We start from the raw sequence: 19,689 nt of genomic DNA on the forward strand, positions 1-19,689 counted from the left end.
CTGAATTCTGGGGTTCGTTGTGGTGATGCCATTTCGTTTCTCCTTTGAGGCAAAATACCAAGTCAAAGGAGCGGAACAAATCCGCGACAGGTCCAGATACTCTAAAGTGATAATGTTTTATGTTCCTTAGTGGGACGTTCGCATCGCCTACAGTTTGCGCAACACCTGCATGATAAAGGTCCGATAAGTTAGTTTTCTCTTTGCGCAACTATTGGTATTGAACGTGAAAGATTTTATAAGCCTATGGTCGGGATTTCATATTATATTTGGCAGTTAATCCTAAGATCTGAGGTCATATGATAAATGTTATTTTAGCTGGCCATGCTTTATTCGTTTTAGCATTTGATTATGTGCCCGAAGGGCTAGCGAGCGCCATAAGTGGTGCTCTTATGGTAGGGTATGTTTCCGTGGCGCTCATAAATTTTGGGCGTGGCCGCCATTTGGATGTGTTGAAGTTTGCTCTTCCTATTTGGGGCATCTCTATATGCTGGATTATAGGGTCTCTCGTTTGGGCAAATGATCCTACTCCCTTTCCCCCAAGCATGCTTGTCGGGGTTCGCCAGGGAAGCGTATTTTTTATGTTTTTGGGGATTTTAGCAGGGCGAAGCCAAATCTCAGCCAGACTTCTCAAGTGGATACTTTATATATTTATTGCGTCAGCTCTTGGGCACGCACTGCTTTTGCCGAAAGAAATTCTTAATTTTTCTCCACGATTTGCCCCGTTTACTGCGGGGTTGCACACAACTGGCTATATTTTAGTCATTCTAATGCTTGCTGCATTCACACTTCATCGGCAACATGAGGTTTCACGGAATATTTTCATCGTGATATGTGGCGCGCTCATTTTCTTAATTATAGGCAATGGTGTTCGCACACCTATACTTTTTCTCATTATCATTGTTGGATTACAGGTTTTCCGAGACGATAGAAATAGATTGGGCGTTTCTCCGTATTTATATATAGTAGCTGGCTTTGTCTTGGCTGCATTTACTGCTTTTTTTGTCTTTGGGGATGTTAATGAGTTATCCCAATTTTCAAGTGGACGTATTCCTAATTATGCTGAACGATTGACAAGAATCTACCAACGTGGCGTGCCCACATTTCTGTTTGGGACAGGTCCGGGAACGGACTTGTTACGCACAGGTATATGGTGGTGGGATTATAAAGACTCACATTCTGATATCCTAAAATATATTTGGGAATCTGGGCTCTTTGGGGCACTAGTCGTCGCAGGATGGTTCTATCTAGGCTCAAGCTACAAGAGGGGTAACCTCTTTGCACCGTTTGCGGCACTCGCGCTTACCTCTTGCATTTCAAATGCATTATTAGTGCGCCCCAATGCAATATTTCTATTTTTCGCGGTGATTTGCTATTCGCTGGCTATGAAAGAATTGTCTGAAGAAAAGGCGAAGGCTTTACAAAGAGAACTAGGTTAGAAAAATCACTACCTAGACCTTTTCCAAAAATGGTAAGCTATACCGCCATCTCGGGTTAACCGAGAAAGAATAATTGCTATCGAAATTCCGGTGGCCCCAAAAACAGGACCAAGCCACCAGCTTATCAGACAGACAATGCCAAAGGCTGCTAATGTAAAGTTGCGGACAATATGAGATCGGCCCGACATTAGATAACATGTTGATACCGAGCTAAAGGTTGCATTTATAGCTGTGGCGACAGCAATGATGACCATCGGCTGAACAGCCGCCAAATAGCTTTGCGGGAAAAATATCCCAATGACGTGCTTTCCAAGAAGCGCGATGAGTACAGCATAAATAAATGCTGCGCCGCCGGCCAACATACCTGCATCGAGAATAAGACGCTTGAGCCTTTGAGTTTCCCCTGACTGGGAGAACTTTGCAAAACTCGGACTATAAGTCGCACCGATTGATGATGTAAGTACTGAGAATAGATTCCCAAATCGACGAGCAATCTCAAATATAGCAACGGCTGCAGGCCCGGCGAGGGCAGCGGCAAAAAATACAGGAAGGTTGGTGGTCGCAACCGTGAGAAAGTGCGCTTGGAAAATCCGCAGTCCTTCTGTGATCAACTCGCGTATGGTATGCTTGGAGGGTAGGCCTAGAAACAGTTTCCCAAGATTCAATCGTACGATGCATTGAAAAATGAATACGGCCCAGCCTGCAATAGCCAGCGAAGCCATTGCGGATGTTAGTGTTAAAGCGCCATCAGCACGTAAAAAGAGTATTTGAATCAATAACAAGACGTGCAGCCCTAAGGCATCGGGGGCTTGTGCTAAAAGATTGTGTCCCATCCCTCGGATTTGCCCAAGCAAGAGCCCTATTCCCATGAATACAGGGATGCCTACGGAAAAAATAATCATTTCGGTCGGACTATAGGCATTTAAAAGTCCAGAAAATTCAGAACAAGCCCAAATCGCGCCACCAAGTGTGAGTCCCATCAATAATGTTAATCCGCTGCCCGCGAGGGATATATGTGAAACACGAGTATGATTTCCGGCCTCAGCCATCGCAATTAGGCGTGTCGAAGCTTGATCAATCCCAAGCGGACCTGCAGCTCTGGAAATACCTATTGCTGTGTAGAAAAGGGCGTAAAGCCCCATAGCTTCAAGAGCGAGTGAACGGGCCAGAAAAATTGTTGTTACGAGTTGGACCCCAATCCCCCCAACCTTCGCGGCGAGAAGAAGTAAGGAGTCACTCAATAGCTTTCGACGACTAAACATATATATCCAAATTACGTCAGCATAGGCTGGGGGTACCAGATTCACTCATATACTTGCTCTTGCTCTAACAGAAGTGATCAATCTACCGTAGAAGGAGGTTGGTCAGTACATCTAGTAATGGAGGAAGTATAATGAAAAATAACGTTGCAAAAGATGTTAGCAAGATGCGAGTTATGAGGCAATTAAATAGACATATATTTCGCAAAAGGTGAGGCCATGACGTATTCAGACATCAGTCCAGTCCAAGAGCAATCAGCCTCTGAAGGCGTGTCCAAATCTATCGTAATCATTGGTCCAATTGCTGGCAAGAATATCCCAGCACCTGGAGGCTTTGAAGCTGCCAATAGGCGGCTCTCTGATTTGCAAGAAAGGTTGGGGTTTAACGTTTTTGAGTGTGCCTACTCTGGTGGCGAAACACATGGCTCTTTAAGCAAGCTTTCTGTTTACCATCGTAGCTTTCGGAAAATAAAAAACGACGCGACCCAATGTAGTACTAACACTTTGTGTCACATAACGCCCCTCTATAAACAATTTTTGCTTTGGGAATATATGCTGGTTAAGCGCCTCAAACGAAATGACAACAAGGTTATCATTGATCTCAGGGCAGGCCGCCTTGTGAAAGACTATGAAAAATTCGGGCCACTCTACCAACATCTCTTCCGAAAATTTATGGACCTCGCTGATGCGATCTCAGTTGAAGGTGAGCGATTTATCCCTTTTCTTCAGGAAATGAGGCCCGACTTAACCATCCATCATTTGCCAAACTTTATCTTGGATAACGAAATTCCATCGACAGTACCGCCAAAACCTAACGATATCATTCGGTTCGTCTACGTGGGCGCAGTGAATGACGCAAAGGGTGTCAAGCATGGCGCACAACTGGTCAAGGCACTTCACGAAAAAGGTATAAAAGTCCAGTTTGATGTCTTTGGCCGTGTAAGTTCGGATTTTAAAAACGAGGTATCCGAAATATTGAATGCTCCTGAAATTCTCAAGTTTCATGGACCACAACCTTATCCCAAAATTCAGGCGGCATTGTCCAAGGCACATTTCTTTGTCTTCTTGTCCCATTGGTACGGAGAGGGTCATTCAAACGCTCTCACCGAAGCTATGAGCCAAGGCTGTATCCCAATTGTAACAAACCACGGTTTCAGCGAGCAGATCGCCGGAGATGCCTCTTTCGTTGTCGAGGATCGGGACAACTTGGGCCAAACTATAGATAGTATAAAGTCGTTATTATCGTCTTCTGGTGACATGCAGACATGGCATCAGAAAAATTTGGATAGCGTGAAAGATAACTTTTCAGAGCGGGCAATTTCAGAAATTTTGAACAGTCTGTATCGTTTAACGTGAGAAGGGGGTAATGATTTTGACCTGTGTTGAGGGGGGCTGTGACCTGCTCCCCTGAAAAGTCCAGTGTTTTGAATTAGCCTGTTCTCCAACAAGGAGACAGACGATGAAGAGAAGCCGTTTTAGTGAAGAAAAGATCATTGGGATATTGAAATTGCACTTGCCCCCAACCTTGGACCACCTGGATCTAGATATTTCCGGCTTTCGTCAGATTGGTGGGCTGGTGTCACCGTCTGATTTTACTAGCATGATCGGAGACTTATTCCCGATCGCGCTGTGGGGCCGTTCTTCATTGTAGTATCTACGCCAAGTCTCCAACTTTTCTGCGGCATCTGCAAGGCTCAAGAACCAATGCGCGTTCAGACATTCTTGACGGAACTTGCCGTTAAATGCTTCAATGAACGCGTTGTCCGTCGGTTAACGGTGCAGGCCCTGCAAGCGTTTCAACGTCGCAAATATGCTGTGTGAAAAGGGCGACTGTCCCCAACACAGATTGAAAGGCAATCTCAATGGGTGCGTCGGTGAGCTTGGCGATGGCTTCGACTGGTTCGCGAAGCGGACCAAGGTAATCTAACGGTAAGGCAAGCCCTTTATGTCTTTGGCGCAGAAGAGGTTCAGGTGGTTCAATTTGCGGGGAGTCGTCGGCGTGGGAAGCATGTTCTGAAAACTTGGTTTCAGACATAGCTCCGCCATTGCCTATTTGCATAGACATTCAATCTCCTTTCACTTGGTCAAGCCAAGTGGCTATTTGGGGTATTCAGGGGGCGGGTGACGAAGGCAGGGTAGACTAGCGAGGTGGCTCCTCAGTGTGGTGAACTCGTCCTACCCCAACAGGAGGTAGCCTGTCGCAAAGTCAATCAGAAAGTGAAAAGTGGTTCACAATTTTATCTTGTTGAGCGCATCGTTACGCATTTTCAACCCACCGCCAGAGCCATAAACAGGTCGCGCGTATTTGTGACCAAGGATATCAGCGCGGATCCGATCATCCACGCCAGCCGCCAATAAGGCGTCCTCAACATAGTGGCGCAGGCTATAGGCCGTGTGTGCGGGCGTTTCTTTGAGGCCGTTGTTCTCTAGGTATTTGTTGACCAAGCTCGACCAAGTATTCGCCTTATGTAGATAGCGGGTTATGCCGCCGCGCGCGACAATCCGCTTTGCCGCCGCAAGAGAGGTGCCAAGCAAAGGAATGTCCCGTGCCGTGTGGCGCTGTTTTAGCTCGCGCCCATGTGCCGCGACGCGAATGAAGGGGATGTCTTGGTCAAGGCAGAAGTCGTCCAACGGACAGGACAGTATCTCAGATGGCCTGAGCCCAGTGTTAACCATCACGAGCAGGGCATCCGCAGCCTCAGCGTTCAACCCGTCCAGCGCGCCTTGACCCAGCAGCTTCGATTGGATCCACGCCCGAGAGAATGGCGGTCGCGTGACTAATGGATCAATGGCCTTGTCGAAACGAAGCTTGGCGAACGGGTTCTCAAGACCCGTATGTCCTTTGAGTTCGCACCATTCCCGATGCAGTTGCGACAGGTGTCCAAAGTCCTTGTTGGCCGTTTCCGCACGGGTTTCACCAGTCTGAATACGCTGGCCCCACCAGTCCCGGAACTTCAACGCATCATCACGTGTGATCTTATCAATGCCGACGGCGCTTCGTTTTGGCACGGCCCTTTCAAAGTTGGTGACAGCGCGCTCTCTTGGCAATTGCCAAAGGTGTCGCTGTCGATCAGATTTACGGATGTGTTTGGTTTTGGTGAGCGCGATGTATTCCGACAAGACGATGCGAAGCGGCGGAAGCGCTACATCGACCCCGCCCAAAATGGCGTTGGCAACTTCAGGCGGTGGCGGATTGTTCTCTCGGCCTGCGGCAGCTTTCAAACGCGGCAGGTTGTCTTGAAAGGACCGCTGCAAGAGCACATCACTGGGGATATACTCAAACCCATGTGACTCTGATATCTGCTTCGCAGCCTCGTATTTTTGATATGCTAGGGCATCTTCACCAAGACGCAATAACTGCCATTCGGCGCGCTTGAGCTCTTCAAGCGCAAATGCCTTACGCTTCGCGACACTGCGATCCGCAGTCTTCAAAGCTTGACGTATCTGCCGCACAGGTTGGCCGTTCCGGCCTACCACCTTACCAAACAACTCCTTTGGGACGTTCAGTACAAAATAATAACGCCCACGATCTAGGGTTAAGCCCATCCACAAGCCTCCTCTAAAATGCACCGCCTATGCGGGATTATATGCGGGAATTCATGCGAAAAAGACTGACCACAAAAGGTTAATAAAACCTTACAGGGCTGAAAAGATGCAATAATTCGTGAATAAACGCCCAACATACGGGCAGTTTAGTGGCGGACAGACAGGGATTCGAACCCTGGAGACGGTCTCCCGCCTACACACTTTCCAGGCGTGCGCCTTCGACCACTCGGCCACCTGTCCGTGGGGCGCGGTTTAGCCTTATCTGCCCCACCTTTGCAAGACCAAATAGATATGTTTTTGCAGGTGTTTACCCTGCCGTCGTCTGGACCATATAGTAAGACAACTTAAACGACTAATGACATGCTCATATGCACAATGACCTTCAAGTAACAGGCGCTGGTGAAAAGCGTGATTCAAACCGGCTGCAGACGGGTGCCGTTGTGATCATTGCCTTTGCTGTCGTCCTGTTTTTGCTTGTGCAAGCGCGCTTCATGCTTATCACACTTGCCACTGCGATCATTCTTTTCAGCCTAACAAGTGACGTCATTACCTTCATCGCACGCCAGCGTATCGGGCCATTTCGCATCCCCAATGCATTGGCCAGCCTTGTCGCAATGGTTCTGATTGCCACCGCGTTATTAATGCTTGCTTCGATTCTATTGGCACAGGTGAACACCGTCCTTGTTACAACCCTATCGTATACAGAACGTGCGCCATCGGCGATCGCGTCTTTATTTGCTTGGATGGGCGACGATAGTGAGCTCGCAGTCCTGAATGCGCTCCGATCCATCGACGTACAGAGCTATGCACGCACCGCCGCGAGCCAAGCCAGTGGCATCATGCAAGCTACGGTGCTTGTTATCCTGTTTGTCGGGTTCCTATTCGCGGAACGCATCTGGTTTCAAACCAAACTGAATAATTTCGTCGGCAACGAAGCCCAAGCGGTACGGATAGGTAAAATTATCCAATCTATCATTCACCGCGTGAACTATTATCTGCTTGTAAAAACACTGATTAGCGCCATCACTGGTGGGATGGTATTTTTGTTGGCAAAGGCTTTTGGGCTTGAACTGGCGTCATCCATTGGGATCATCACGTTCGTCTTGAACTTTATTCCAAATATCGGCTCGATCATCGCAACGTTCTTGATTGCACTTATCACGCATGTACAAATCGGGGATTCAGCCGTTACGTTGGCTATTTTTTCGATCTCTGCGGTCATTCAATTTGTAAATGGCAGCATTATTGATCCGATGCTTATGGGGCGTGCGCTGCGACTGTCATCATTCGGGATTATTTTGTCGTTGGCGTTCTGGGGCGCGGTTTGGGGCGTGCCGGGAATGTTCTTGTCTGTCCCCATCATGGTTATGATGTTGGTGGTATGCAGCTATGTACCCGGCTTGCGCCCGCTTGCGATTTTATTGTCACGTGAAGGGCTGGCCGAGACTGAACAGATGCTTGATCAACCGCTCGATCATGATTTGTTCGGGCACGAGCGCCGACGATAAAACCGCAGTAATCAGCCCCCTATTGGGACGGTTTTCCAGAAATGCGTTGGCGCGCGTAGTACGTCACGTCCTCTGTGAAATACTGATAGCTGTCAGCGTTATCTATCGCCCTATGGGTGTCGGTGTCCGCCATTTCAGCGCAGGCACTACGCGAGTAGCAATAGTCATCCGTTCCCGCAACACGTAAAAAATGTGACAGTTCATGCACGATCGTTCCTTCTTGCGTCCCATTATTGCTTTCCTGTGCACCGGGTTCTAACGCCGTTAACTGCGGGAGCGTAAAGAACGGCGGACATAGATGCATCAAATAAGCCTCGTTCGGGTACACCCAAGCATACTCCCCTGCATCGCAGCCGTCTTCGAAACGTTGATTACACTGCGCGGTGACACTGCCGCTACGGATTGCGCCTACGACGGCCTTAAGGTTTGAACGTACATTTTCTGCATTCGCTGTCGAATATTCACCAAACCAACGGGCGTATTCGGGCGTGTCACCGATTGTTGTCGCAGCTTTTAGCGTAAGCGCCTTTGCGTTGCGAAATGCCGTATCAACGATGTGTGCTTCTTCTTTGCTACAGCCAACAAAATTATCAGCGAAAGCCGGAGAACAACAAAACGTCACTATGACAGCAATACCAAAAGGTTTCATCAATTACTCCAGATGTAGATAGACTCGCCGGTTCTGGCGACCCTTCTTTTCAATCTTCCCCAGCCGAACACGCCCGATTTCTTGGGTATTGGCGACATGTGTACCACCACAAGGCTGCAGATCTGCGGTTTCATTCCCCACACCAATTCGGACCAAGCGGATTTTGCCGCTTCCGCGCGGGGGCTGGACCGACATGGTCTTTACCAAATCAGGCTGAGCATCAAGTTCATCATCTGTGATCCATTCTGAACTTACATCCATGTCGCAAGCAATAAGGCGGTTTAGATCATCCTCTAGCGCGGCCTTATCTTCGGGTGCTCCTGGCATATCAAAGTCAAGACGCCCCTTATCAGATGCAATCGCCCCACCAGACACAGGCAATGGAATGACAACCGACAATAGATGCAACGCTGTATGAACGCGCATCAAACGGTGACGCCGATCCCAGTTGATACTTTGCGTTACAACGATGCCTTCTGACGGCAATGCAGCGGGTTCAGCAGGAAGCAGAACGACACTGTCGCCTTCCCCCTTCACAGCGGTCGCAATATCTATGGCACCACCATCCCAGACCAACATGCCGCTATCGCCCGGCTGCCCACCCGAGGTTGGATAAAAGACAGTTTGATCCAGCACGATCCCCCCTTCAGAGGTAATCGCAACCACCCTGCCCTTTGCTTCGCGCAAATACGCATCATCGCGAAATAGCAGGTCGGTCATTCTTTTCCTCCGTCCAGGGCTTCTGGGTTTCGCAGCCAAATATCGCGCTGCGCAAATGGGATTTCGATACCCTCTTGGGCGAACCGTTTCGCGATTGCATGGTTGATCTCAGACTTTGTGGACAGCACAAAGTTCACATCGCGTAAGATTGCCCGAATTTCAAAGTCGAGCGAATCCGCGCCAAAACCAATGAACAAAACATTCGGTGGTGGCGTCATGATCACCAACGGATGAGCTTCTGCGATTTCACGCAGGATCGTGGTGACCTTTTCAACGTCAGTTCCGTAGGCAACGCCAACCGGAACGATGGCGCGACCAACCAAATTACCGTGTGTCCAGTTTGTCACCTGCCCGCTAACCAAATCAGCGTTCGGAACAATTACATCTGTCCGGTCAAACGTTTCGATCCGTGTTGATCTTACTGAGATAGAACGGACGTAGCCCATCTGCCCACCGACTTCGATCCAATCGCCTTCGCTGACAGGCCGTTCGATCAGCAAAATGATCCCAGACACAAAATTTGAAACGATGTTCTGAAGACCAAAACCGATACCGACAGATAGCGCACCAGCAACAATCGCAAGATTTGACAGATCAATCCCCGCGCTCGTGATCGCGACAATCGCTGCCAGAATAATCCCGACATAACCGAACCCGGCGACGACAGCATTTTGACCACCAAGGTCAAGCCGGGTGCGCGGTAGAACGGTCTTTCGCAACGTGCCTTGTATCGTACGGGTCAGCAGATACCCCAGTCCAAAAACCAGCGCAAAGGTCACGAAATCCATTGGGGAAATGCGGCTATCACCAAGAGCGAAACCTTCACGAAAGCGCGCCCATATTTCGACTAAATCGTCGACACGTGCACCCCACACCAGTGCAATAATAGGGAGGCTTGCCAGATATAGCCCCAAGTTTATCAGCACTGGCATCAGCGCAAGAACGCCCGTGCCCTGTTCGTCAGACGCGTCCTTTGGTGCACTTAGATCATGCACTAATCGCTGTAGAATATGAACCACACCGATAACGCCCAGCGTAAGAAGCCACGAGAAAATCAAGTTGCGACCAGCACCGTATCCAATGGCCACCATTATTGGCGTCACAACAGCAAAGACGATGCAGACCTTGCCAACGACACCTCGAACCCGTCCTTGCGATACTGTTTGCCCATCGATCGCGACTGGCTTGGTCTTAACGGCGACACCAAACCGCCACAGCAACAATGAAACAATAATCATCGCAGGAAGCTCAATCGCGCCAACGACACCACTGGCAACATCAATGGTGTTGATACCGGCGTCAAACAACGAAGTAACTGCAACGACCCATGCGATGGTTAGGCCATATCGCCGCCCGGCCGCGCGCGTGTCCGCGTCATACCCCAAATAACCGCACCGCTGCCCGGTGGGGAAAATTTGACGGCTGAGCCACCATGCAAACACAACCACAGACCCCGCCCAAGGCATACGCGCCACAATGGCCCTGCCTGTGACGCCAAACACATCCAGTGTTTCAAGCGCCGTGGTCAATGCCTCAAGGCCAAGTACAGGAACCAATATCTGCAAGAGAGAGAGACCAAACAGCCAAAGCGCCATCAGTCGCCCGTCAATTTCAGTCAATGCAGCTCGCCATGCCGTCACCTGCCGACGCCCAGCCCCCAGCAACGCAACTGCAAGCAAAAGAAAAAAGCCCGCCCGTGGTAGCTTTGGCAACAGTGTATCCTGTTCGATTTGGACAGAAAAACCTGCGCGTGTTTCAACGGCCAAGTTTTCAAGCATCGTCCAAACCGCAGTGATCGCAGGTGCTAGGTAAATGGGATTCAGGGGAACATCCCCCCTTTCGGTCAAAACATCCTTTTGTTGCTGCAAAACATACGCGTCGAATTCGCCAATTAATCCGTTTGCGCGCGCATAGGCTTCCTCGGCCAAAAGCCGTGGCGCAACCAGAGTCTGCCGTTGCGCAGCCAGTGCAGCGCGCCGATCACTGATTGAATCCGCCTCTTCGCCGGACTCAGGCACCGGCCCCAGCGCCGCAATTTGCGCATCAACCGTCGCCACCCGCCCCGCGTTAAGCGTTGTGCGTTCAAGAAATCGATCACGCCAAATGACCAGCTCTGCGCGTAGACGTTTCATCGCAAATTGCGACACATCATCGCGCAAGGCCACACTTTCGGCACGTGTCGCGACCTGTTCCCACGTCTGAGCGGCCTCTTCGGGCAAATCTTGCGTGAACCCAGCCAAGGGCCAAATCACAGCAAGGCAAAAGACGAGACAGAAATTGCGGATCATGTGGTCTCAAAAACGGAGGGGAGGTTCACTTCGGCCTCAAGCCATTCAGGAACCGGAAGGCCCTTTTCCCGTAGGAATTCGGGATTATACAACTTTGATTGATAGCGTGTACCATAGTCGCACAACACGGTCACAATTGTATGGCCTGGCCCCATGTCACGCGCCATACGGATTGCACCAGCGATGTTCACACCCGTTGACCCGCCCATACACAGACCTTCGTCTTGCAATAGATCAAAAACAATAGGAACGGCCTCTTGATCATTGATATTGTAGCAAAAATCAGGTTTGAGACCTTCGAGGTTTTTGGTGATGCGCCCCTGGCCAATCCCTTCCGAGATCGAACCGCCTTCCATCTTCAGCTCGCCGGTTGTGTAAAACGAATACAGCGCCGCGCCATCAGGATCAGCCAATCCAATTTTCACACCCTTCGGCTGCAACGCCATAGCAACACCTGTCAGCGTACCACCAGATCCACAAGCACAGATGAATCCATCCACTTTACCATCGGTTTGTTCCCAAATCTCTGGCCCAGTGGTTTCGATGTGTGATTGGCGGTTTGCGACATTATCAAATTGGTTCGCCCAAACGGCCCCGTTCGGTAAAACCTTATTAAGTTCAATCGCCAAGCGTTCAGAATAACGAACAAAATTGTTTGGATTGCGATACGGTGCAGCCGGCACTTCTACCAACTGCGCGCCTGCAAGACGTAGCATGTCTTTCTTTTCCTGACTTTGCGTTTCAGGAATCACAATTACGGTTTTGAACCCCATAGACGCACCAACAAGCGCAAGCCCAATACCAGTATTCCCAGCAGTGCCTTCAACGATTGTCCCGCCCGGCTTTAGGTCGCCACGCGCGATTGCATCTTTGATCATATAAAGCGCCGCGCGATCCTTAACAGACTGCCCGGGGTTCAAAAATTCAGCTTTGCCTAAAATCGTACACCCTGTCGCCTCGGATGCAGCGCGAAGTTTAATCAGTGGCGTATTGCCAACTGCATCGGCAAGGTCGTTTCGGATGGTCATAGCGGCGCCTTTCATTACGTTCTACCTGTGTAGAACCGCGCTCGCGTGAACTCAAGCCATGCTGCGAAGTCGGTCACGATGGCGTGCAAGCCAATTCAGCATCAACAACAGCGGTCCAACTTGGATTTCGCCACTATCTGCAAGCGCGATAGCATCGTCAAAACGCATTGGATGCAAGCGAATGTCTTCTCCTTCGTCCGCTAAACCGCCAAAATACGGCGCGTCTGCCAATAGTTCACATAGGCCGATATAGGTGTAAAAATAATCAGTATTCGCACCGGGAGAGGCATAAAACTCTCCGATGGGTTCAAGATGGCTTATCTTAAGCCCAGCTTCCTCTTCGGCTTCACGGTGTGCCGCCTGCTCTGGCGTTTCGCGCGCATCAATGATTCCTGCAATCGGCTCGAGCATCCATGGGTTGGGATCATGGCGCATTGCAGGACCAACCCGAAACTGTTCGATTAACAACACTTTATCGCGCTTAGCATCGTAAGGCAGGACCATAGCGGCATCAACAACAAGGAATGCTTCCCTGTTCAAAGTATCAGACCGCCCACCATCAAAGGTCCGATGATGCACATCGATATTCTGCAACCGAAAGAATTCGCCCATAGGAGGACGCTTTGACACAACCAAAACATCGCTTTGCTTAGCATCATGCCGCACAGTTGCAGGCGCAACCCGCACACGATGTTTGGCCCAAGCGCGCGTTTCAATCATAGGCCACATCCGACGTAACGTTTCAGGACCCGGCAAAGGAACGTGTGAATAGAGCTCATCCGCAGCCAATAACGCGGGCGCAAGATGGGTTTTTTCCCATTCGGCAAGTGACCAAGGCGTTTGAGAAGCAGTGATCCCAGCAGGCGGCATATAGCACATTACCTCAAGCACTCCGTCGGGCCCGATCACCGAAATCGGGAGCAATTCATATCCAAAGGCACCCTCATACAAGCTAAGGCGGGACAGCTGCGCCTCGCTCACATCAAGCCAGACAAGCCCAGTAACTTGGCCAGTTCCCTCAGGCGCAATAAATGGCACCACATCGCCATCGACCGTATGACGGGTGTAGCCATCCAGCCGTGCCGTCAAATATGATGACCCGGACCTGCCGGAAACGGCGCGGAACAGTTCGGGGGACATCAACGTCCCGTACACGAAAATATTCATAAGTTACGGGTATCGTTTCGCGAAATACTCTGTGCCCCAAGCACACAAGACGCCGCCAATCAAAATAGATGCGATAATATTTATGCTTGCAAAATATAGCGCGATTACACCGGCCTCAGTAAAAGACCCAAGCAATGCTTCCATAGGCCCATCATAATGATGTCGCATCGCCTTACTTATCATCTGCATAAACCCCATAACAAACAAAACGCTAAAACCAAAAACTAGCCCTACCGTTAAGCCTTGTCCTATCGCAGCTTGATACCCAAGCCCAGCATGACGCCCTAACATACGCCATCCAAAAAACACCCCTAAAGCAGCACATAAAGGTATTAGATATCCGGGCGCGTTTGCTTCTGGAAAATATGGAATTGCGATACCTGCTATATACCAACCATACAAAGCAAGAAATACGGCACCAGCAAGCCGTCCAGCAGTAGGCATAAATCTTTTATCCTTATTGTTCCCGCCCACAGGCCAAGGCCGCAGGCAAAATTTCAGCCCTATTTTCAGCGATGATCTTAATCCATGCAAGAGGCACACATGAACAATCGGATCGATCATGCGTAAAAGCGCCTACAAGAACAAAAACGGCACCAAAGTTACCATCAATAATAATAATAAACAAATATTATCAGATAATTGCATGACAAATCCAACCAAACACCCCAACATAAAATGTGTTGCGTGTTTGCCGTTATCGGCCCCGATTAACGCGTTTTATACGCATCCAACGCACGTTCACGCCCTAGCTTCACATCGACAATCGTTGCAGGATAAGCATCTTGCTTTGATATCCCCCAAGACTTCGGCACCATATCGAAATAAGATTGCGCCGTATCACTGGGGTTTGCTTTCCCCTCAGCGATCCAACGATCCGCGTATGTGCGTTGAGGGTCAAATTTATCGAGCTGTGATATAGGGTTAAAAACCCTAAAGTAAGGCGCTGCATCGGGACCAGATCCGGCCGCCCACTGCCATCCCATCGCGTTGCTACACGGATCCCAGTCGATCAGACAATCCGCAAACCAGTCCAAACCGATTTTCCAATGGCTTAGCAGGTGCTTTGTTAAATATGATGCAACAATCATGCGACCACGGTTATGCATAACCCCCGTTACGTACATTTCACGCATTGCAGCGTCCACGAAAGGGACACCTGTTCGACCTTGCTTCCACGCCGTAACATGTTCTGTTTCATTGGTATTCCACGGAAAGGCATCCCACTCGGGTTTCCAATTACCGGTCAACAACCGCGGAGTATGGTGAGCCAAATGATATGCGAACTCTCTCCAGACAAGCTCTCGCAAAAACGTTTCCGCCCCCGCATGTCCATCATGCAAAGCCTTCCAACCTGCGTGCCAACATTGGCGCGGGCTGATCTCTCCATAGGTTAGGTTTTCCGACAGCCCAGATGTTCCAGCGACGCCCGGTATGTTTCTATTTTCCACATATCGGCCGATTTTTTCACTTAAAAACTGTTGCAAGCGGTCTGCTGCAGCGTTCTCTCCGACGACACAGTAGGTTGCCAAACCATCAGCACCGCGCTTCATCGCAGCACTCATGTGCCAATCTTCCAGGCTTTCAGATATTGGCCACTGATCCGGAGATGCAATTCCATCCGGTGTACGCAATGACATCGCTAAGCTACGGTCACGCACAGACTTCCACATCGGCGTGAATACCTTGTAGAAACCGCCGATTTTCGTTTCAACTGTCCACGGCTCAAACAACAGATGCCCTGTGAAACTGTGGACATCGATTCCGTCTTGCTTAAGCGCGGCCTTAACAGCGGTATCACGCGATTTATGCTGGGGGTCATATAGGCGTGACCAATACACAGCCCCTGCCCCAGTCTCGGCAACGAGCTCTCTTAAGACCGTTAACGCATCGCCTTTTCGTAATACCAGATTGCTTGAGTTTGATCGGAGCAGCTTTGCAAAATGATCCACCGCAAGACCTAGCCGCATTTTCGGCGCAGCACCTAAGCTGTCGACCAGCGTGTCAGATATAAACACTGGAATCACAGGCCGCCCCGTTGCGCAAGCCGCAGCCAATGCTTCGTGATCGCGCAGCCGTAAATCGCGCCGAAACCAGACTATAATAGGTGAGTTATTCATATGATCGCTGCGTCCTAAAAGTATTTTCACATGACTTAGCGTCGATTGGCGCAGGTCAAGCCCGTGATATAAAAAGGGCCCTGATGCAAATACATCAAGGCCCCAAATTCAAGTGGCTTTTTGTGGCTCACCCGCGCAGCGCATACAATTACAATGCGCTTATCCTAAGCGTTCACATCCACAACGACGCGCCCTTTTACTTTACCTTGCAAAATATCGCGCCCCAAATCTGGTAAGTCCGACAACGTCGCAGGCTGGATCATCGCTTCAAGTTTCGCCATCGGAAGGTCTTGTGCAATCCGCTCCCAGGCGCGCAAACGGTTTTCATAAGGTTGCATGACACTATCAATCCCTAGCAGGTTCACCCCGCGCAGCAAAAATGGAATCACAGTTGCGGGTAAATCAGCCCCTCCAGCAAGGCCCACAGCCGCAACAGACGCACCATATTTCATCTGTCCCAGCACGCGCGCAAGCATGGCGCTTCCGACTGCGTCGATACAGCCACCCCACGCTTCCGCCTCAAGCGGACGTTTGGTCGTTTCGTTGATGTCTTCACGTGCGACGATCTGCGTTGCACCCAACGATGTTAGATAATCTGCAGTTTCAGGACGCCCCGTCACTGCGGCGACATCATAGCCAAGGTTTGCCAAAATGGCTGTTGCAACTGACCCCACTCCTCCAGCTGCCCCAGTAACCAGCACCGGACCATCTTTGATCCCATGATCTTCGAGCGCCATAACAGCCAGCATAGCCGTAAAACCAGCGGTCCCAACAGCCATCGCGTGACGCGTATCGATCCCAGTAGGAAGCGGCACCAACCAATCAGCCTTCACTCGGGCCTTTTGAGTATAGCCACCCCAATGCGCTTCTCCGACACGCCATCCGGTCAGAACAACCTTATCACCCGGCGCATAGCGCGCGTCATCAGATGCCTCAACCGTGCCCGCAAAATCAATGCCGGGCACATGTGGGTAATTCCGAACAAGCCCGCCACCGGGACCGATACAAAGCCCATCTTTGTAATTCACGGTTGAATATTCGATTGCCACAGTCACATCGCCAGCAGGCAATTGATCAATCTCAATTTGCTGCACGCCCGCCGTGGTTTTCCCATCCTCGCCTTTTTCAACGATCAAAGCATTGAACATATGCACCTCCCTCATTGCGATATCATCAAAGGATCAGCTTTCTGGCATAAAGGGAAGATCAGTATCATTAGGTTTTTCGCCAGCAGCCGTTAGCATTGCATGTACCTGTCCGCGATGGTGTGTTTGATGGTTAAACAATTGCATCACACATAAGCCCACCGGTTTTTCAAAATCCCGTTGCAACGATCCGGAATACCAACGCAAGGTACCAGTTAGATCAATGGCGTGTACATGATCGGCCCAATGTGTGATGCGCCCATCCACACGAAACCGTTGCGCCGCCCAAGTCGCCGAAGTTGGCATATATTGCGTGCTGTCCTTAATGGTTTGATCTGGGGCAGGACCGCCATCAAATCTGCTAATCCAAAGCGTATCACCCCAAAGCAAATGGTTCAGCGTCGCAATGATAGATCCAAAAAATGCGCCCCGATCTTGTTCAAGCGCCTTTGAATCCATGGTTTTGACAATCTCACGCAGCCCATCATTTTGCCATTTGTTATAAGCTGCCATCGTGCGGCAGTATTCAGGAGTAATCACCGTTGAAATCCTTTTTTCAATCACTCGAGGTGCAGGGATACTCAGCTAAGAAAAGCAAGTTTCGCAATCCTGTCAAGAAATCACACGCGTGCATTTCAATGCGCATCACCGCTGAAATCGCTCAAATGCTACGCCTTTCAAATATGGCACCAGCTTACAATCAAATCCCACTTGCCGCACGTCCGTTGCAGACCTAATCTCTCTTTCAGAGTATAATCGGGAGTACGATTTATGAAATCTAATACACTTCTTAGCGCTGTTTCACTTGTTGCGCTTACATCCGCGGCCTCTGCGCAAGACGCTGATCTACTGGTCTTTGACTATTCCGGCTTTGAAGATCCGGCTTTTCACAGTGGATACGTGGAACTGCACGGCGACGCTCCAACCTTCGCGTTCTTCGGGGATGAAGACGAAGCATTCCAAAAAATTCGCTCTGGTTTTAAGGCAGATGTCGCACATATCTGCGCTGGCTCTGTAAGCAAATGGACACAAAGCGGTATTATTGAAGCATGGGATATCGACAAAATCACCGCATATGGTGATTTGGATAGCAATCTAACGGGCACAGATGTTGCCGCCGCTGAAGCAGTCTATTTCATCCCGACTGATTTTGGCTCAACAGCCATTGCATATAACCCTGAACAAGTCCCAGCAGATGACGTTGCGACCCTGCAAGTTTTCAAAAACCCCGCTTATGCTGGCCGACTTACCTTGCCAGACAACGTCGATGATGCCTACGCGCTGGCCTACCTTGCGACTGGGGTCGATAATTGGACCAACGCAACTGATGAACAATTTGAAGCCGCTTCAAATTGGCTGCGTGAAGTTCACCCCAACCTACGCACCTACTGGACGGACCCAGCAGAGCTGGCACAGCTGCTTTCATCTGGCGAAATCCTAATTAGCTGGGCATGGAACGAAACCTATCCGGCCATGGTCGAAGAAGAACGGCCAATTGCCTTTCAACGCGAGGCCACAGAAGGCTCATCTCTGTGGCTATGCGGTTACGTCAACCTTGCTGACAGTCCCGGCGTCGAAGACAAAGCCTATGACTATATGAATGCCATGCTTGCAGATGCATCTGTTGTGCCACTGCTTGACGCCGGTTACGGCTCTGCAAACGCAGTCGCACTTTCGACCCAAGTCAGCGAGGACGATTTGATCGCATCGGGCCTTGGCACAATAGACGTTCCTGTTTTGGCGCAACTCCCAATGAGCAACGCAATGCGCGAACGCCAAGCAGAAACGTTTGAGCTCATAAAAGCTGGCTTCTAAATAGCTATCGCACAGGTGGCGCCTTAGGTGCCGCCTTTACCGCGTAGGGTGGATCTTGATCCACCGCACCTGCGACGGTTTAGCCTTTGTATCTTGCGATAAGATCGCTTAAATCTTGCGGCATGATCAGACGCGGCCTTATCTCATGTATTGTTGTGTTCGCCCTTGCCTTTGTTGGCTTTGGGCATCGCGCTCTTACACCAGCGGTTGATACCCAAGCGACGGCTTACGTTCTTGCTGGCGGTGACTGGGCCGACATCTGTGGTCAAACTGGTGATCCACGTCACGCCAGAGTTGACCAATGCCTTGCTTGCATTGTTTCACATGGCTGTTTGACGCCTACTCCTGCACAGTTTCCTGCTCTGCAGCTTGCGACATCCACTCTTTGGATTGGGGAAAACGCATCAATTTCACGTCTTTCTATTCTTGATTGGGCCTACGCCGCACGTGCGCCTCCATTGGCTTAGCGCCGACAACCAACAATCAATGCTATCGTCCGGCCTTTGGCCCGGCCCCTTAAGAAAGTCGAACCATGAAACTGAATACCCTTATCGCAAGTACATTTCTGCTTCTCACCGCACCAGCTGCATGGGCAGAATCCAACATCACAGTGATGCACCCCGCCGCTTTTGAAACAGCACCAACCGCGATGGCTGGCGGTGGCTTCATGCATATTTCAAACGACGGCGACACAGATGATACCCTTCTTGGCGTCGAAGCCGACTTTCCACGTGTTGAACTGCACACCACGGAATTCACCGATGGCGTCGCAAAAATGATGCATGTCGAAGGTGTCCCAGTTCCGGCGGGCGGAATGGTTGCGCTCGAGCCGGGCGGTTATCATGTGATGTTCATGGGGTTACAGGGCAACCCATTTGAGGTCGGTGAAACCATTCCCGCAACGTTGATTTTTGAACATGCTGGCGAAGTGGATATCACTTTTGAAGTGGTCGAACGCACCATGGAACACAATCACTGATAACCCGACACGCGCCTTCGGCCCACCGA

General features: G+C 50.2%; 19 protein-coding genes, 1 tRNA gene and 1 pseudogene. 7 read left to right on the plus strand and 14 right to left on the minus strand.

From position 1 onward, the window contains the following. Positions 1 to 296 precede the first annotated feature (296 nt). On the plus strand, positions 297 to 1,436 hold the full coding sequence (locus CLV80_RS04655; RefSeq protein WP_106355382.1) for an O-antigen ligase family protein: 1,140 nt from the start codon (positions 297 to 299) through the stop codon (positions 1,434 to 1,436). 8 nt (positions 1,437 to 1,444) lie between these two features. Here CLV80_RS04655 and CLV80_RS04660 read toward each other — a convergent pair whose 3' ends face one another. After that, positions 1,445 to 2,677, minus strand: a complete 1,233-nt coding sequence (locus CLV80_RS04660) for a lipopolysaccharide biosynthesis protein (RefSeq protein ID WP_165793324.1) — start codon at positions 2,675 to 2,677, stop codon at positions 1,445 to 1,447. 237 nt (positions 2,678 to 2,914) lie between these two features. On the opposite strand from CLV80_RS04660, the gene CLV80_RS04665 reads away from it, so the two are divergent. Together CLV80_RS04665 and CLV80_RS18285 are read left to right on the plus strand one after the other, a co-directional pair. Next, a complete protein-coding gene (locus tag CLV80_RS04665; protein WP_106355386.1) occupies positions 2,915 to 4,051 on the plus strand; it encodes a glycosyltransferase family 4 protein in 1,137 nt (378 codons plus the stop codon). A gap of 103 nt (positions 4,052 to 4,154) precedes the next feature. Then, positions 4,155 to 4,346: a hypothetical protein gene (locus CLV80_RS18285; RefSeq protein ID WP_133169752.1), complete on the plus strand. Its 192-nt coding sequence runs from the start codon at positions 4,155 to 4,157 to the stop codon at positions 4,344 to 4,346. Here the strand turns inward: CLV80_RS18285 and CLV80_RS04670 are convergent. From CLV80_RS04670 to CLV80_RS04685, 4 genes and pseudogenes are all read right to left on the minus strand, one after another. After that, positions 4,256 to 4,465, minus strand: a pseudogene (locus tag CLV80_RS04670) (integrase core domain-containing protein); the annotation flags it as partial. The gene CLV80_RS18285 and the pseudogene CLV80_RS04670 overlap by 91 nt on opposite strands. Further along, positions 4,443 to 4,760, minus strand: a complete 318-nt coding sequence (locus CLV80_RS04675) for a hypothetical protein (protein WP_106355388.1) — start codon at positions 4,758 to 4,760, stop codon at positions 4,443 to 4,445. The pseudogene CLV80_RS04670 and the gene CLV80_RS04675, both read right to left, overlap by 23 nt. Before the next feature lie 164 nt (positions 4,761 to 4,924). Beyond that, positions 4,925 to 6,241 (minus strand): tyrosine-type recombinase/integrase, encoded by a 1,317-nt coding sequence (locus CLV80_RS04680; protein ID WP_106355390.1) that lies wholly within the window; start codon positions 6,239 to 6,241, stop codon positions 4,925 to 4,927. A 150-nt stretch (positions 6,242 to 6,391) separates the two neighbouring features. Next, positions 6,392 to 6,481, minus strand: a tRNA-Ser gene (locus CLV80_RS04685). 128 nt (positions 6,482 to 6,609) lie between these two features. Here CLV80_RS04685 and CLV80_RS04690 point away from each other — a divergent pair. Then, positions 6,610 to 7,749, plus strand: a complete 1,140-nt coding sequence (locus CLV80_RS04690; RefSeq protein ID WP_106355392.1) for an AI-2E family transporter — start codon at positions 6,610 to 6,612, stop codon at positions 7,747 to 7,749. A 19-nt stretch (positions 7,750 to 7,768) separates the two neighbouring features. Here the strand turns inward: CLV80_RS04690 and CLV80_RS04695 are convergent, their stop codons facing one another. From CLV80_RS04695 to CLV80_RS04735, 9 genes are all read right to left on the minus strand, one after another. Beyond that, positions 7,769 to 8,398 (minus strand): M35 family metalloendopeptidase, encoded by a 630-nt coding sequence (locus CLV80_RS04695; RefSeq protein ID WP_106355395.1) that lies wholly within the window; start codon positions 8,396 to 8,398, stop codon positions 7,769 to 7,771. 3 nt (positions 8,399 to 8,401) lie between these two features. Further along, positions 8,402 to 9,118: an alanyl-tRNA editing protein gene (locus CLV80_RS04700; RefSeq protein ID WP_106355397.1), complete on the minus strand. Its 717-nt coding sequence runs from the start codon at positions 9,116 to 9,118 to the stop codon at positions 8,402 to 8,404. After that, on the minus strand, positions 9,115 to 11,406 hold the full coding sequence (locus CLV80_RS04705) for a mechanosensitive ion channel family protein (RefSeq protein WP_106355400.1): 2,292 nt from the start codon (positions 11,404 to 11,406) through the stop codon (positions 9,115 to 9,117). The genes CLV80_RS04700 and CLV80_RS04705 overlap by 4 nt, the downstream gene beginning before the upstream one ends. Further along, positions 11,403 to 12,434: a cysteine synthase A gene (locus CLV80_RS04710; RefSeq protein WP_106356123.1), complete on the minus strand. Its 1,032-nt coding sequence runs from the start codon at positions 12,432 to 12,434 to the stop codon at positions 11,403 to 11,405. Before CLV80_RS04710 ends, CLV80_RS04705 begins: the two co-directional genes overlap by 4 nt. Positions 12,435 to 12,485: 51 nt before the next feature. Continuing rightward, positions 12,486 to 13,601 (minus strand): NUDIX domain-containing protein, encoded by a 1,116-nt coding sequence (locus CLV80_RS04715; protein WP_106355402.1) that lies wholly within the window; start codon positions 13,599 to 13,601, stop codon positions 12,486 to 12,488. A gap of 3 nt (positions 13,602 to 13,604) precedes the next feature. After that, complete coding sequence (locus CLV80_RS04720) at positions 13,605 to 14,165, minus strand: TrgA family protein (protein WP_243394429.1); 561 nt, start codon at positions 14,163 to 14,165, stop codon at positions 13,605 to 13,607. Positions 14,166 to 14,311: 146 nt separating this feature from the next. Then, the gene (locus CLV80_RS04725; protein WP_106355407.1) at positions 14,312 to 15,721 is read right to left on the minus strand and encodes a cryptochrome/photolyase family protein; all 1,410 of its coding nucleotides are present in this window, start codon (positions 15,719 to 15,721) and stop codon (positions 14,312 to 14,314) included. Positions 15,722 to 15,885: 164 nt separating this feature from the next. After that, a complete protein-coding gene (acuI, locus tag CLV80_RS04730; protein ID WP_106355410.1) occupies positions 15,886 to 16,869 on the minus strand; it encodes an acryloyl-CoA reductase in 984 nt (327 codons plus the stop codon). 33 nt (positions 16,870 to 16,902) lie between these two features. Then, a complete protein-coding gene (locus CLV80_RS04735) occupies positions 16,903 to 17,406 on the minus strand; it encodes a DinB family protein (RefSeq protein WP_243394431.1) in 504 nt (167 codons plus the stop codon). A 231-nt stretch (positions 17,407 to 17,637) separates the two neighbouring features. Here CLV80_RS04735 and CLV80_RS04740 point away from each other — a divergent pair, with 231 nt between their 5' ends. The 3 genes from CLV80_RS04740 (at position 17,638) to CLV80_RS04750 (ending at position 19,660) form a co-directional block, all read left to right on the plus strand. Then, on the plus strand, positions 17,638 to 18,681 hold the full coding sequence (locus CLV80_RS04740) for a type 2 periplasmic-binding domain-containing protein (RefSeq protein ID WP_106355414.1): 1,044 nt from the start codon (positions 17,638 to 17,640) through the stop codon (positions 18,679 to 18,681). Between the two features lie 122 nt (positions 18,682 to 18,803). Then, positions 18,804 to 19,148 (plus strand): hypothetical protein, encoded by a 345-nt coding sequence (locus CLV80_RS04745; protein ID WP_106355416.1) that lies wholly within the window; start codon positions 18,804 to 18,806, stop codon positions 19,146 to 19,148. A 65-nt stretch (positions 19,149 to 19,213) separates the two neighbouring features. Continuing rightward, positions 19,214 to 19,660, plus strand: coding sequence for a copper chaperone PCu(A)C (locus tag CLV80_RS04750; RefSeq protein WP_106355418.1), 447 nt, complete (start codon positions 19,214 to 19,216; stop codon positions 19,658 to 19,660). Positions 19,661 to 19,689 lie beyond the last annotated feature (29 nt).

Origin of the sequence: Yoonia maritima, assembly GCF_003003285.1 — a bacterium.
Lineage (GTDB): Bacteria > Pseudomonadota > Alphaproteobacteria > Rhodobacterales > Rhodobacteraceae > Yoonia > Yoonia maritima.